Raw genomic sequence first — 14,113 nt, forward strand, 5'->3', positions numbered from 1 at the left:
ACTGTCCGCGTGAGTACTAATCGGCTGGTAGATGGCCGTTTCGGGACGTGGTCGAGACTGGTTCGGGGGGTGTGTCGGTGGGGTTGGTGATGAGGGTGGGGATTTTGGGGAGGGCGTGGGGGTGGTGGTCGGAGAGCCAGGTGAGGAGTTCCTCGCGGACGGCGCAGCGCAGGGTCCAGGCATCGTCGGCGTCGGCGGCGGACATGGCGGCGCGGACGACGATGTTGGTTGGGGTGCTGTCGGTGACGAGCAGGCTCCAGGTGCGGCCGTCCCAGTCGGGGCGTTGGCGCAGGTAGGTGTGCAGGTGTTCGCGGAGGGCGGGGATGGGGGTGGAGTGGTCGAGGTGGAGGGCGACGGTGCCGGTGACTTCGGAGCCGCCGCGTGACCAGTTCTCGTAGGGCTTGCTGTTGAAGTAGGAGACCGGCATGGTGAGGCGGCGGTCGTCCCAGATGCGGACGGTGAGGAAGGCGAGGGTGATGTCCTCGACCACGCCCCATTCGCCTTCGACGACCACCGTGTCGCCGATCTTGACCGAGTCGCCGAAGGCGATCTGTAGCCCGGCCATCAGGTTGCTCAGCGTGGATTGGGCGGCCACGCCCGCGATGATGCCGATGACGCCCGCCGAGGCGAGCATCGAGGTGCCGAGTGTGCGCAGGCTGGGGAACAGCAGCAGGATCACGACCGCCGCGGTGGTCACGACGAGCACCGAGGTGATGATGCGGCGCACCAGTCCGAGCTGGGTGCGCAACTGCCGCACCCGCGAAACCTCTGTTGTGCGTTGGGCATAGCGGCGCAGCAGGTGCTCGGCGACAGCGTCGGTGGCGCGAATCACCAACCACGCTGCCGCGATCAGCGCGGCGGTGGCGAGGAAATTCTGGACCACCGTGTCGCGGCGTGGATCCACGTCGGCCAGGGGGTAGAGGGCACGCAAAAGCAGTGTGCCCAGCAGCAATTGGAGGGGTACCCGTACCCGGCGTACCGAATTCAGGTGGACACCGGGACGGCGGCGGGCGCTGTAGCGCAGCATCCGGTCGATCGCCAGGCCGGCGGCCACGGTGATCGCGATCGTGCCGAACACCACGAGCATCGGCCGCAACAGGTCTTCCACGAGATCGAACTCCTCTCGTTCTCGACTCGCCTCAGCCGGTGGCTTACCCGGGTGTCGCGGCCTCAGACATGACGTTCTGATGGCAGCGGATCATCGCCGGGCGAGTTCGCCCACTAGGGCAATGGTGCGGCGGTGGTCGTCCTGGCCGGTGAGGTCGGTCGCGGTGAGGACGACTTCGGTGGCGCCCGCGTCGAAGTAGCGGCGGATGCCCGCGGCGACGGTTTCCTCGTCACCGATCAGTGCGAGGTCTGCCGCCCTGGCGACTCCTTCGAGGTCGAGGACGCGGCGATAGGACGGAATTTGCTCGTAGAAGGCCAAGTGCCGCAACGCTTCGGAACGGGCCGTCTCTACATCGGCGGTGACGACGGCAGGCACGAAGGCGACGATCCGCGGGGGAGCGGTTGCCGCCCTGGTGATCTCGGGAACGATGTGTTCGCTCAGCGTCCTGGGTCCGGCGAGGTAGGGCAGGGTGCCGTCGGCGAGTTCGCCGGTGACGCGCAGTGCCTGCGGTCCCATGGCGGCCACCAGCACCGGAAGCCGCTCGGCGCCGGGAACCGAGGTCGGTAGCGCCGGGGTGGTGGTGAACAGTTCGCCGTGGACGTCGGCGGTGCCGGTGTCGAGAAGCTGCCGCAAGGCGGTGAGGAACTCGCGCAGCCTGGCGATGGGCCGATCGAACGGCTGACCGAAGGCACTCGCGGACAAGGTGGAGCCGACCGCGAGACCGAGATGGTAGCGGCCGTGCGTGGCGGCCTGGGCGGTCTGTGCCTGCGACGAGATCAGCAGCGGATGCCGCCCCGTCACCGGAATGGCGGAGGTACCGACCTGCAAGGTGGGTATCTCACGCCCGACGATCGCGGCGAGGGTGGGGGAGTCGTAGTCCATCCGCTGCCCGAACCACACTGCGGGCACACCCTGTTCGGCGACATAGCGTGCCTGCTCGACGATGTCGTCGACGTAATTGGTGGCGTTTTCGACGGCGAGCGCGATTCCGAGAGTCATGCCCGGTCCAACCGGGCCCTCGGAAGGCTTTGTTCCGAAATGCCGCTATCTGATCACCCCGATCGAAAGGTCCGCCTGGCTCAGAAAGCCGCCGCCAGGCACACCGTGAGAGTCGCGCCGAGCACACCCGCGCCAAGCAGGCAGAACAACCATTCCGAACCGCCGCTGTAGCCCTCGATGACCATCTTCGCCGGGCGATCCGGATCGTAATGAACGAGTACCGGCGTGCCGGGCCGGAAGTTCACAATCCACGACTTGCCGATGACGGCGCGTTCCTCCACGGTGCGCCCGTCGGCCGTCACCCACCGGACCACCGGGTGATACAGGGTGCCGTTCTGTCCCGAACTGGTCGCCAATCGGACTACTGTGCCGCCCGCTTTCGCGCCGGAGCTCTTCAAATTTCGAGTACGGCGAATCATGACCAGGCCGATGACGAAGAAGACCGACCCCAGGCAACCCGGAATCAGAGCGAACAACCATTCCGTCGACACGGTCTTCCCTCCCCACGACATTCACGCGCATCCGGCTCGCGAGGGCGAGCAGCCTCCGGCGGTCCGGAACTGATCAGCCGACGCCCACGGAGCGCAGGAGATCCCGCAGCGCCCAGGACATCGCCGACGACCAGGCCGACCAGTCGTGTCCGGCCCCTGCGTCATAGCGTTCCCTGACGTCCACGCCGGGCGTGTTCTCCAGTTCGGCGACGAAGCGCGAGTTCTGCTCGTAGACAGCGGATTCGACGAGCCCGTTCTTGCCGTAGCTGACGAACAGGGGGATACCGGTCAGCTCGGCTGCTTGGGTGTAGGGGTTGTTCTGCTCCCAGATGTGGCGCTGGGCCGTGTAGTCACCCCAGACGCGTTTCCAGTCCGCGGCACATCCCTGGCCGGGCTTGTCCGGTTCACCGGGAGCGCCCGAGTCGTGCAGCGGGTCGACGTTGCCGCTGAAACTGGCCGCCGAACGGAACCAACCCTGGTACTTCGCGGCGAATTTCATCGCGCCGAGACCGCCCATCGAGTTGCCCGCGACGGCGCGGGTGGTGTTCGCGCGGTAGGTCGATTCCAGCAGGGTCCGCACGTCGCCCATCAGGTATTTCTCCCAGGCGGGCGCGCCGTAGGAACCGTAGTTCCACCAGTCGGAATAGGCACTGCACCAACTGGTTTCGGGGAGCACGTAGATGGCGTCGGTGTTTGCGGCGAGGGCTTCGAGATCGCCCTTGTCGGTCCAGGACTTGTGATCGTCGAACCCGCCGTGCAGAACCCAGATCGTGGGCCAGGTGCGGGTGGCGTCCTTCGACCAGCCGGGTGGGAGCAGCAACCGCACCACCTTCACCGCGAAGTCGGGACCCTCGAGGTTCGGCGAGGAGATCCCGATATCGAGGATGCGGTCACTGACCCGCGCTTCCCACCGCACCGTGGCCGCGGCCTGTGCGGGAGCCGGGATGAACGAGGGCGCCAGGGCGACCAGAACGGTGACAAGAGCCAGGATCACAAGCCGGAGTCTGGACAACGGGGGGTTCCTCTCGATCGCCGAACCGGTGATCGAGAGCGATCACGGGTGCTCGGACAGGTGCCCACGCTCGCTGTCCGCCCCGGTGAGGCTCGCGCGACGCGACGGGTGCACCCTTATCGAAGAACGATCCCGTTCGTAGGAAAGTGCGGCCAGACCCCAGAAATGGGGGCACGCGGCCCTCAGCCGGCGCGGGAACCCCGGTCAGGGGAGATGTCGCTCGACGCCGTTCCCCGGTGCGCGCGGATGAGCAGCGCCGCCCGCAGGTAACACAATCCGGTGACGTCGTTGAGGTCGAATCCCGTCATCTGGCTGATCCGCTTGAGCCGGTAGTCGACGGTATTGGTGTGGATGAACATCTTCCGGGCCGTGCGTGAGCGCTGCATATTGGTGGCCATGTAGACCTCGAGGGTCTGCATGAGTTCCGGATGCGCTTCGAGGGAATCGACGACCGAACTCAGGTAGTCGCGGGCGGGGCCGGGGCGGGTGAGCTGGTATTCGAAGGCCAGTTCGTGCGGGCGGTAGACCTTGCTCGGGCCGCCGAGCCGGTGCACGATCTCGACGAGTTCGTGGACTTGTTCCGCGGCGCGCGGGATCTCGCCCGGCGCGGCCGACATCACCACGGCACGCACCGGCACCTGGGCGGCGGTGGACAGGTGCACGATCAGCTCGTCGAGCTCGGGCTCGGTGAACTCGGTGGCGGGCAGCAGCAGGGTGCCGCCGTCGACGCTGAGCAGCGACAGGACCTTGCCGTCGCAGCGGTTGGCGAGTTCGGCCTGCACACGCCGCAACTTGCGTCGCGCAACGACTTTCGCGTTCAGGCCGGGCTCGGATTCCTCCGGATGCGGTGGCAGCTCCAGGGCCATCACGTGGTATTCGTCGGCGACCTCGATGCCGCATTCGCGGGCCATCGTCGAGGTGTTCTGGCCGCCGAGCAGTGCGGAGGTGAGGGTGTGCACGGCGGTGTGGTGTTCGCTGACGACGGCGCGAAGCTCGCGCACGTAGGCCGCGGAGACGGCGGAGGTGATCATGTCCTGGGCGTCCATCAGGCGCCGGGCCACGCCGACCACGGTGTCGTAGTCGTGGTTGGTGACGTTGGTGATCACCAGGTCGAAGCCGAGTTTGAAGCCCTCGTGGACGGCGTGGTGGATGGTGTCGATCGGGATGCCCTCGCGCGCCCAGTCGGCGGCGGCGGCCTGTACGCGCTCCACCCGGCCGGGCAGATCGCGACCGTCGAGCATGCTCCGGGTGAGCTCGAGGCAGACCCTGGTGACGGTGGTGACGTCGCCGTCGAGCGCTTCGCCCGGCAGCGTCGCGCAGGGGACGACGTTTTCGATGAAATGCACCACCATCTGGCGCGAGATTGTGCGCACGTCTTTCAACGGGGTTGACACCGGGCGGCCCGAAGCGGTCAAGAACGGTTCGATGGAAGTTGTGACAGCCATGATGAATCCTTCCCACCCAGATCGCTGGGCAAGTGACCAAACTACCGCGTAGGCCATTGTCACGTCCGGGCTTCGCTTGTGACAAAGGTCAAGAGAATGGAGGAATGATTAGGGTTACGACAAGTACCGGATACCTGCCGGTGTGGGCGGCCCCGACGCCCGCCCACACCAGCTCACCGCACCGATCTAGCCGGTCAGAGGCACAGGCTCAGCTCGAGCGGGCCAAGCGGCAGCGGCGCGCAAACCTCGACCGACCCGGCGACAGGGCTGGCCGCGGCCGCGGTGCCGGTGCCGAGCGCGGCGGCCGAGAGAGCAAGGGCGGCAACGGCAATCGGGCGGGCAATTCTGGAGTTCATACGTACTTCCTCGCGTTCGGTGAACATCCCATGTTCGGGACATCTCGATCAGATCACGGCGGCAATCTCGAATTCACGTGTCGGCGACGGCTTTTGACGTTTCCATTTGGTTCGACGCGCCATTCTCGGAGAAATCCACAACAATTCGGCGCGGTCGTCATATCGCCTTGTGCCGCGCGATCAGGTATGGACCACAGGTTCGGCGCGGAACACAACGGGGTTGTCGGAACCACGAGGGATCCCCACCGATCACTGTGACCTGTCCACATACCGCACACAGGCGTCGTGTGCGCGCGCGATTGGGCCTAGGTTCGCCCGGAGTACTACAGGTGGTTGGAAGGTGGCAGCGAGCGTGGCGACAACGCAGGCGAAGCTCGACGAGTTGGTCAAGATCCTGGCGATCGCCGCGGAACCCGCGGGTGCGGCCGGCGTCGCGAAGCGGGCGAAGAAGGGCGTGCCGAGCGTGCGGGAGCGGCTGAACATGCTGCTCGACCCGGGGACGTTCATCGAGGTGGGCGCCTTGGCGCGCCAGCCCGACCAGCCCGATGCGCTCTACGGCGACGGCCTGGTCACCGGGCGGGGCCTGATCGACGGGCGGCCGGTGGTGGTGATCGCGCACGACCAGACCGTGTACGGCGGATCGGTGGGCGTGGTGTCGGCGCGCAAGTTCATGCGGGCACTGAAGCTGGCGTTCGATTCCGGCTGCCCCGTGGTGACGATCAACGACTCCGGCGGTGCGCGCATCCAGGACGCGGTGGGGTCGATCGCGTCGTTCGGTGACATCTCCCGGGTACTGGAGAAGCTGTCGGGGTATGTGCCGCAGGTGTCGATCATTCTCGGCAAGTGCGCGGCGGGGTCGGTGTACGGGCCGATCAATACCGATGTGCTGATCGGGACCGAGGATTCGTACATGTTCGTCACCGGGCCGGAGGTGATCAAAGCCGTCAACGGTGAGGACATCAGCGCCGAAGACCTCGGCGGGGCCGCGGTGCAGGCCGAGCGCGGCACGCTGCACCACGTGGCGAAAACCGAGGCCGATGCCTACGCCTGGGCACGGGCCTATCTCAGCTACATGCCGTCGAGTTGTCTCGAGCAGCCGCCGATCGTGAATCCCGGTCTGGAGCCGGAGATCACCGGCTCGGACCGTGAGCTCGACACGATCATTCCCGACTCCGATCGCACCGGCTACGACATGCACGAGATCCTGCTGCGGATCTTCGACGACGGCGAGTTCCACGAGATCCGTGCGGCTTTCGCCCCCAATCTCATCACCGGCTTCGCGCGGGTGGACGGGTATCCGGTCGGTGTGATCGCCAATCAGCCGCTCGTGCTGGGTGGTTCGATCGACGCGGCATGCTCGGACAAGTCGACCTACTTCATCCGGCTCTGCGACGCGTTCAACATCCCGCTGGTGTTCGTCGTCGACACACCCGGTGTGCTGCCGGGACTCGATCAGGAGGCGGCGGGCGTGATCATCCGTGGTGGCCGGGTGCCGAGGGCGATCATCGAGGCCACCGTGCCGATCATCAATCTCGTGGTGCGCAAGTCCTACGGCGGTGCCTACGGGATGATGGCGGCGCGTCAGGTGGGCGCCGACGTGAGCTTCGCGTGGCCGACGGCGCGGATCGCGGTGATCGGCGCCGAGAGCGCGGTCGACCTGATCGGCAAGCGGCAGCTGGCGGCGGTCCCCGAGGAACATCGGGCCGCCGCACGGGAATTCATGATCAACCAGTACAACGAGACGGTCGCCACGCCCTGGATCGCGGCCGAACGCGGCTACATCGATGCCGTCATCGAACCGGCGCGTACCCGGCTCGAGATCCGCCACGCGCTCCGCCTGTTGCGCGACAAACCGCCGGTGGCACGGGAATTCAACCCGCGCAAGCACTCGGTCTATCCGATGTGAGTGCCGCGGTGCCCGGATCGCATACGACCGATCCGGGCACCGCCCGGCGTGCGCTTACAGCGCGGAGGGTGCCCCGTCGGTGGCGGCGACGGCCGCTTCGAGGGTGCTGTACACGGCGAGGAGCTTGTCCAGGCCGGTCAGCTCGATGGGGCGGGCCACCTCACGGGAGGCGACCACCCGCAACTGGCCCGGTGCCGCTTTCGACACGACGAGCAGCGCGCTGAGTCCGGCCGACCCGAGGAATCCCACCTGGGTCATGTCGACGACGAGCGTATTTCCACCCTGCTGTGCCTTTTCCAGCGCGGCCTGCAACTGCGGCGCCGATGCCATGTCGACTTCGCCGCGAACGGTGAGGATTTCGAATCCGTCTTCGGCGCGTACCTGCACATCGAGGTCGGGGATTCCGTTCTGGTCGCGATTCGCCACTTTCCACCTCTTGCCTCGGTGTCGCCGGGTCGGCGAACACATCTTACTCAACTTACCCGATGAAAGCGGACCTTACAGAAGAGGTCTCACGTCCCCGCGCTATCCTCGCCGGACGTATGCGTCACACTTGCGCCCTGCTTAGCAGTGGATCGGATGGGGTAAATGCCAGAAGCGAGACCGACAGCACACAGCTCGGTGCCGAGGCGCCCGTCCGGTCAGGAGAACACCCTGAAACCTTTCTATCTGGAATTTTCTGCGAAGGCTGATCGTTTGGTCGAGGTCCGTCGTGCGCTGCGTACCTGGCTGAGCGACATTCCGGTGCGGCAAACACTGGTCGACGATGTGGTTCTGGCCGCGGGAGAGGCGTGTACCAATGCTGTCGAGCACGGACATCGCGGTGATGGTGGACCGGTCGAAATCGGAGCATCGGTCACCGACGGTCACATTCGCGTGGTCGTCACCGACCACGGCAGCTGGCGGCCGGGTGCCGCGGTCGCCGACGAGTCGCGCGGCCGGGGACTGACCATCATGCGCGCGGTGAGCAGCGAATTCGACGTTGAGACAACCGAATCCGGCACCGTCGTCACCATGCTCATCGCCTGCTCGTGAAGCCGGTCAGCGCACCCTGGGCAGCCGGACGACCTGCACGAAGAATTCATCGATCTGCCGGATGGCCGCGATGAACTGGTCGAGGTCCACCGGTTTGGTCACATAGGCATTGGCATGCAACTTGTAACTGCGCAGAATGTCCTCCTCGGCGGCGGATGTGGTCAGCACGACCACCGGAATCGGTGACAACTCGGGGTCGGCCTTGATCTTCTCCAATACCTGCCTGCCGTCGTATCTCGGGAGATTCAGATCGAGCAGGATCAGGTCGGGTGTCGGCGCATCCGCGTAGTCGCCGTTACGGTAGAGAAAGTCGAGGGCCTCCTCACCGTCTCTTACCACATGCAGGGTATTGCCGATTTTGTTGTCTTCGAACGCTTCTCTCGTCATCAATTCGTCGCCGGGGTCGTCTTCGACGAGCAGAATATCGATGGGCTGGCCGGGAACGGTCACGCGATAGCCTCTTTCCGGGCGTCGGATGCGGTGGTGGATTCGTCGAGAGCGGGCAGGGTGAAACACAGGCGGGTGCCGTCGTGATAGTCGGTGTCGATCCAGATCCGGCCGCCGTGGAATTCCACGATCTTCTTGCAGACGGCCAGCCCGATACCGGTTCCGCTGTAGGCGTCGCGGGCGTGCAGGCGCTGGAAGATGACGAAAACCTTGTCCGCGAATTCGGCGTCGACGCCGATGCCGTTGTCGGCGACGCTGAACTGCCAACCAGAGCGGGTGTCCTCCGGTGTGCAGGTGATCCGGATCAGCGGCGTCGATCCCGGGGTGCGGAACTTGATCGCGTTGCCGATGATGTTCTGCCACAGCATGACCAGGAGTGTCGGTTCGCCCTCGACTCGCGGCAGCTGCTCCGGCCGCTCGATCACCGCGCCGGTCTCCTCGATGCTCGACGACAGCGCCGTGAGTCCGGCGTCGAGGCTGTCGGCGAGCTCGACGGGTTCGGTGCCGTCGGATACGCGCCCGACTCGCGAGAAGGTGAGCAGATCGTTGATGAGTACCTGCATGCGCTTGGCGCCGTCGACGGCGAAGTCGATGTACTGCTTGCCGCGTTCGTCGAGCTGGTCGCCGTAGCGTTTGTCGAGCAGCTGGCAGAACGAGGCGACCTTGCGCAGCGGCTCCTGCAGGTCGTGGGAGGCGACGTAGGCGAACTGCTCGAGTTCGGTGTTGGAGCGCCGCAGTTCTTCCGCCTGGTCGGCCAGTTCCTGTTTCTGCTGGTGCAGCACCGATTCCTGCACGCGCGAGGAGGCGAGTTCGGCGACGATATGGTCGCGCATGTTCTCCACGGCGGCGCAGACGAGCGCGATGTCGGAGGGGCCCACAGGGTCGATGCGGGAGTCGAATTCGCCTGCCGCGACGCGCCGGGAGGACTCCGTGAGATAGCCGAGCGGCCGGACGACGAGGCGGCGCACCAGGACGGTGAGCGCCGCTCCCGTCACCAGGAAGGCGACCACGATGCCCGACAGCACCAGGTTGCGGGTGGTGCGAGCGGTGTCGAGCCGGCTGTTGTCGCGGTCGACGGCGGCGGTGAGATTGGCGTTCTGGGTGGCGAACCGCGATTGCAACTCACCGAAATAGGTGATGCCCATGTCTGTCCGGTTCGGTGCACCGCCCTGGGCGATTACCGGCTCGGCATACGCGGTGCGCCACAGGTCGGCGGCGGTCAGCAGAGCGGTCAGGTCGGCCTGGAGCTCGGGGCGGCCCTCGATCAACTGCTCGAGCCGTTCGACGGCTTTCGCCTCGTCCTGTCTGGCGCTGGTGTAGTGCGAGACGAACTGGGGATCACGGGTGAGCACGTAACCCCGGATGTCCGCTTCTTCGTTCACCAGCGCGCCCTGCAGTCGCGCGGTCTCGGCGGCGGCCGGAAGCGTTTGGGCCACCAGCCGGTCGGTGACGCGGTTCGTGTGGGCGATGACCTGGGCGCCGGCCACGGCGCCGACGATCACGGCGACGATCATCGAGGCGAAGACGAGCTGGAACCAGCCCTGAGCCGTCATCCGGCTGATCAACCGTTTCCGGTCGTGGGCTGTTGTCGTCACTGCGCAAGCCTTCCGTTGTCGCGCCATCGCACATAGAGGATGGCCACGTCGTCGTCCAGGCCGCCCGCGGTGGCGGCCTGGTCTTCCACTCGTTCGATCAGCGCGTCGACGAATTCGTCCGGGTGCGCGATGGGCAGAGTGTTGGCGAGTTCGAGCAGGCCGTCCTCGCCCAGTCGTCGGCTGCCGTCGCCGACGTGACCTTCGAACAGTCCGTCGGTGAACAGCATCAGCCCGGCGTTGTCGGCAAGGCTCAGCTCGTGCGCAGGCCACTGCCCGTGGCCTGGGACGAATCCGAGGGCCGGGCCGCCGTCGACCTCCAACCAGCTCGAGATGCCGGCGGCGCGCCGCAGCATGCCCGGATGGCCCGCTCGGCGGACCTGAACCAGCCTGGTCGCCGGGTCGAGCCGCAACACGGTCGCCGTCGCGAAGGTTTGCTCGTCGCGGCGTTCGGCCACGAGCAGTTCCTCGAGCAAAGAGAGCTGACGGGCACCGGTGACGCCGCTGAGAACCAGTGTGCGCCAAGCCAACCGGAGCGCGACACCCGTCGCGGCGGCGTCGGGGCCGTGACCCGCGACATCGCCGATCACCACGTGCACCACGCCGTCGGAGTCCTGGACCGCGTCGTAGAAGTCACCGCCGAGCAGGGAGTGGTCGGCGCCGGGCCGATACCGGGCGAGCACCTCGACGGCGCGGTCGGCGCCGAGCAGAGGAGTGGGCAGCAGGCCGCGTTCCAGGCGCGCGTTCTCCTGTGCTCGCATCTGGCTGGCCCGCAGGGCGGCGGTCGTGCGCTCGGCGTGCTTACGCTGGATGGCGTAACGCACCGCGCGACCGAACAATTCGGGCTCCACCCGACCCTTCACGAGGTAGTCCTGCGCGCCGGCGGCCAGGGCGTTGAGTCCGGTCTGCTCCTCGTCGAGCCCGGTCATCACCACGACGGCGATCTGGTCGTCGATCTGGTGCAGTCGCGCCAGTGCCTCGAGCCCGTTGGCATCGGGCAGGTGCAGGTCGAGCAGGACACAATCGGGGGTGTCGGTGCGCAGCCGTTCGCCCGCCTCGGCCAGGGTGCGCACCCACTCCAGGCGCGGTCCCGCGCCGAGATCGGCCACCAGCTCCTCTACCAGCAGCGCGTCACCCGGGTCGTCCTCGACGAGCAGGATGCGGGCTGCCCGGCCCGGCAGGGCCGCTGCCTCGGTGACCAGGAGATCGGCGGCGGTTGTGTCACTGCGCGGCACGGCGACCCGTGGGAAGGCCGGTCCTGACACTCACACCGTTTCGGCGAGTGGGTCTTCTCCCGCGGGTGGACAGCCGAAATCCAGCGGTGTGCACGAATGTCTCCGATCCCGAGCGCCCGCAGCGCAAACTGGCTCCTTCAGCCGCTGGCTGGACCGAAAGAGCTCTGCGATCTTATCCGATCCCCGAACCGCTCGGTGCCCACCCGATTGGGGTGCCCGGCCGCCCGGTGAATCACCAGGTCGGCGCCGCCTCGCGAAGCCGGGTGCGGACGAGTGCGACGTGGGGGCGTTCGGTGCGGGTGGAACGGCCGACCAGGTAGGCGGTGTTGATCGGCGGGTCCTCCGGATCGAGAAGCGCGACAACCGTTCCGGCGGCCAGGGCGGACGCGCACAGGTAGCGCGGCAACACGCTGACGCCGCCGCCTGCTGTCACCACGGCGAGGACCGCGCGCAGGTCGGGGACGACGACGGCGGGCCTGCGTTCGAGGCGGCGCCCGAAGACGTGGCGCCAATAGCGGCGCAGGATAGGCAGATCGGGGGCATAGCTCACCAGGGGGACGTGGGTCAGTGCGGTGGCGTCGCCGCGTTCGAGGCGTCCGGTGTCGATGCGAGCGGCGGTGGCCGGGTTCGCGACGAGGACGAATTCCTCGTCGGCCAGGGGTTCGGCGAGGACGGCCCGGCCGCGCGGCCGGATGGCGGAGATGACCAGATCCAGAGCGCCGGTGCGTAATTCGGCCAGCAGGTCGTCGGCGAGGCCGGTTACCACCTGCAATCGCACGCCCTCGGTGATCAGCGGTGCCAGCGCGGGCAGGGCAAGGGTGGCCAGGATCTCGGCGGGCCCGCCGAGCAGCACGGGCGGCTCGGGCGGCGGGTGACCAGTGGTGGTGCCGGTCACCTCGGCGAGGGCATCGAGCGGGTCTGCGATCCGGGCGGCCAGTTCGTGAGCGGCGGCCGTGGGGGAGACGCCACGCGGAAGCCGGTCGAAAAGTGGTCGGCCCACGGCCTTTTCAAGAGTTTGCAGCTGGCTGGTGACGGTGGGCTGGGACAGGCCGACCTGGGTGGCGGCCGCGGTGAGCGAGCCGGAGCGGTAGACGGCCAGGAAGGTACGCAATTGAACCAGGTCGAGACTGCCATCACCGTGCCGATGCTTCATTGCTCCAGTGTATTGGTGGACGAATAGCGGCTGGTCAGGGTGCGGCCGGAAGAAATTCGCGGACGAGCGACACGACCGGATCGGGTGGGAGCAGATCTTCCATGTTGGCGAGGACCGTCTCCACCGGCAGGGTGCGGTCGGTGTTGTGGGCGGGATTCTCGAGCTCGGCGGTGGCCTCGGCGATGCCCTGGTCGATGGCGGCGGGGAGATCGGTGGCCAGCGTCGCGGTCTTCTGCGGGTTGAGCGGCTGGTCGAACCGCAACGGGGTCGGCGCGGAGTAGTCGGTGCGGTCGTAACCGGTTTCGACGAGTACGCGCAGGGCGGGCTCGGCCAGTGCGGCGGCCGGTTCGGTGAGATCGGTGCGGTGCGTGTGCTTGCCGATGGCGCGCAGCGGATACAACAGCGGCAGCGCGCCCTGAGGGTTCGGAATGGTGACATATGTTGTGTCGCCGTGGTTTTGGCAGTGCTGTGGAAGCTCGTCGCAGTTCTGTTGCGCGATGAACTCGGACCGGTCCGGGTATCCGTAGATCGCGGCGCCCGCCTTCGGCTCACCTCCCGCGCCGTTGCCCTTGGGCTGCAGGTAGGACGGGTGGATGAGTAGCGTGCCGAGCAGCGCGTTGGCGTCGGCGAGCACATTGAGCGGGTAGGCCGGAAAATCGGAGATGCCGTCGTACTGCATCGCGATGTCGGTGGTCGCGATGCCGGTGTCGGTGGGGGTCGGTGGCCCGAAGGTGATGTCGGCGACCGGTATCGCACCGAAGAGGACCGGGCGTTCGATGATTCCGCCGTTGGGCCGGTTCGGATTCGCGATCAGCACGAACGACAACCGGGCTTTGTCCTCGGGCGAAAGCCCGGCCAACGCTGCCTTTTCTCCACTGGCGACTGTGGACCCTTGCGAGTAGCCGAACACGGTGACGGTACCCGGCGCGCCGAGCTGCCGGCGGGTGAGCTGATCGAGTGTGGCGACTCCACCCGCGACCGAGGTGTCCCATTTCGCGGACGACGCCACCGGTCCCTTGGACGAGATCACCGGCCACAGCGAGGCGTCGTAGGGGACCGGAACGAAATCGACACCCGGGCAGTCGTTGTCGGTGCAGCCCTGCGCACCGGGGTCGATGAAGTTCTGGTAGGCGTTGCTCTCGAAATCGTGTGCGACAGACGGGTCGCTGGTCCCGGTACCCGGCACGATCAGCGCCGACGTCGCCGCCGAGGCCACCGCACACAGGCTCTGCACCTCGAGCCAGGCGACGCCGAGCGCCGTCACGAACGCCACGGAAGCACCGACCCGTGCAGCCGAACGCTTCCGATGCCGACCGCGCTTCTTCGGCACATCG

The 14,113-nt window shown here is 67.0% G+C and carries 14 protein-coding genes; 2 read left to right on the forward strand and 12 right to left on the reverse strand.

The window, feature by feature from the left end:
- Nucleotides 1-16: 16 nt before the first annotated feature.
- The 6 genes from AB0I19_RS01330 to AB0I19_RS01355 form a co-directional block, all read right to left on the reverse strand.
- Nucleotides 17-1,108, reverse strand: a complete 1,092-nt coding sequence (locus tag AB0I19_RS01330; RefSeq protein ID WP_357143231.1) for a mechanosensitive ion channel domain-containing protein — start codon at nt 1,106-1,108, stop codon at nt 17-19.
- A 90-nt stretch (nt 1,109-1,198) separates the two neighbouring features.
- Entirely contained in the window at nt 1,199-2,107 is a 909-nt protein-coding gene (locus AB0I19_RS01335; RefSeq protein ID WP_357143233.1) for a TIGR03564 family F420-dependent LLM class oxidoreductase, read from the reverse strand.
- A gap of 80 nt (nt 2,108-2,187) precedes the next feature.
- Nucleotides 2,188-2,619 carry a DUF3592 domain-containing protein gene (locus AB0I19_RS01340; RefSeq protein WP_357143235.1) on the reverse strand — a complete coding sequence of 144 codons (432 nt, stop codon included), beginning with the start codon at nt 2,617-2,619 and terminating at the stop codon, nt 2,188-2,190.
- Nucleotides 2,620-2,671: 52 nt separating this feature from the next.
- Nucleotides 2,672-3,592 (reverse strand): alpha/beta hydrolase-fold protein, encoded by a 921-nt coding sequence (locus tag AB0I19_RS01345; protein ID WP_357143237.1) that lies wholly within the window; start codon nt 3,590-3,592, stop codon nt 2,672-2,674.
- Nucleotides 3,593-3,792: 200 nt separating this feature from the next.
- On the reverse strand, nt 3,793-5,055 hold the full coding sequence (locus tag AB0I19_RS01350; RefSeq protein WP_067488994.1) for a helix-turn-helix domain-containing protein: 1,263 nt from the start codon (nt 5,053-5,055) through the stop codon (nt 3,793-3,795).
- Nucleotides 5,056-5,249: 194 nt separating this feature from the next.
- Nucleotides 5,250-5,411: a hypothetical protein gene (locus AB0I19_RS01355; protein ID WP_357143239.1), complete on the reverse strand. Its 162-nt coding sequence runs from the start codon at nt 5,409-5,411 to the stop codon at nt 5,250-5,252.
- A 352-nt stretch (nt 5,412-5,763) separates the two neighbouring features.
- Between AB0I19_RS01355 and AB0I19_RS01360 the strand changes: the two genes are divergently transcribed.
- Nucleotides 5,764-7,317 carry an acyl-CoA carboxylase subunit beta gene (locus AB0I19_RS01360; protein ID WP_181697288.1) on the forward strand — a complete coding sequence of 518 codons (1,554 nt, stop codon included), beginning with the start codon at nt 5,764-5,766 and terminating at the stop codon, nt 7,315-7,317.
- Nucleotides 7,318-7,371: 54 nt separating this feature from the next.
- Here AB0I19_RS01360 and AB0I19_RS01365 read toward each other — a convergent pair whose 3' ends face one another.
- Nucleotides 7,372-7,743: an STAS domain-containing protein gene (locus tag AB0I19_RS01365; RefSeq protein ID WP_067488991.1), complete on the reverse strand. Its 372-nt coding sequence runs from the start codon at nt 7,741-7,743 to the stop codon at nt 7,372-7,374.
- Between the two features lie 162 nt (nt 7,744-7,905).
- Here AB0I19_RS01365 and AB0I19_RS01370 point away from each other — a divergent pair, with 162 nt between their 5' ends.
- The gene (locus tag AB0I19_RS01370) at nt 7,906-8,352 is read left to right on the forward strand and encodes an ATP-binding protein (protein WP_357143241.1); all 447 of its coding nucleotides are present in this window, start codon (nt 7,906-7,908) and stop codon (nt 8,350-8,352) included.
- A gap of 6 nt (nt 8,353-8,358) precedes the next feature.
- Here the strand turns inward: AB0I19_RS01370 and AB0I19_RS01375 are convergent, their stop codons facing one another.
- From AB0I19_RS01375 to AB0I19_RS01395, 5 genes are all read right to left on the reverse strand, one after another.
- The gene (locus AB0I19_RS01375; RefSeq protein WP_357143243.1) at nt 8,359-8,802 is read right to left on the reverse strand and encodes a response regulator; all 444 of its coding nucleotides are present in this window, start codon (nt 8,800-8,802) and stop codon (nt 8,359-8,361) included.
- A complete protein-coding gene (locus tag AB0I19_RS01380; protein WP_357143245.1) occupies nt 8,799-10,394 on the reverse strand; it encodes an ATP-binding protein in 1,596 nt (531 codons plus the stop codon). The genes AB0I19_RS01375 and AB0I19_RS01380 overlap by 4 nt, the downstream gene beginning before the upstream one ends.
- Nucleotides 10,391-11,551, reverse strand: coding sequence for a SpoIIE family protein phosphatase (locus AB0I19_RS01385; protein WP_067640126.1), 1,161 nt, complete (start codon nt 11,549-11,551; stop codon nt 10,391-10,393). Before AB0I19_RS01385 ends, AB0I19_RS01380 begins: the two co-directional genes overlap by 4 nt.
- Before the next feature lie 307 nt (nt 11,552-11,858).
- Nucleotides 11,859-12,779 carry a LysR family transcriptional regulator gene (locus tag AB0I19_RS01390; RefSeq protein WP_357143247.1) on the reverse strand — a complete coding sequence of 307 codons (921 nt, stop codon included), beginning with the start codon at nt 12,777-12,779 and terminating at the stop codon, nt 11,859-11,861.
- A gap of 34 nt (nt 12,780-12,813) precedes the next feature.
- A complete protein-coding gene (locus tag AB0I19_RS01395) occupies nt 12,814-14,052 on the reverse strand; it encodes a PE-PPE domain-containing protein (protein WP_357143249.1) in 1,239 nt (412 codons plus the stop codon).
- Nucleotides 14,053-14,113: the final 61 nt, after the last annotated feature.

The sequence above is a fragment of the Nocardia sp. NPDC050413 genome, assembly GCF_040655475.1.
GTDB classification, from domain to species: Bacteria; Actinomycetota; Actinomycetes; order Mycobacteriales; family Mycobacteriaceae; genus Nocardia; species Nocardia coubleae.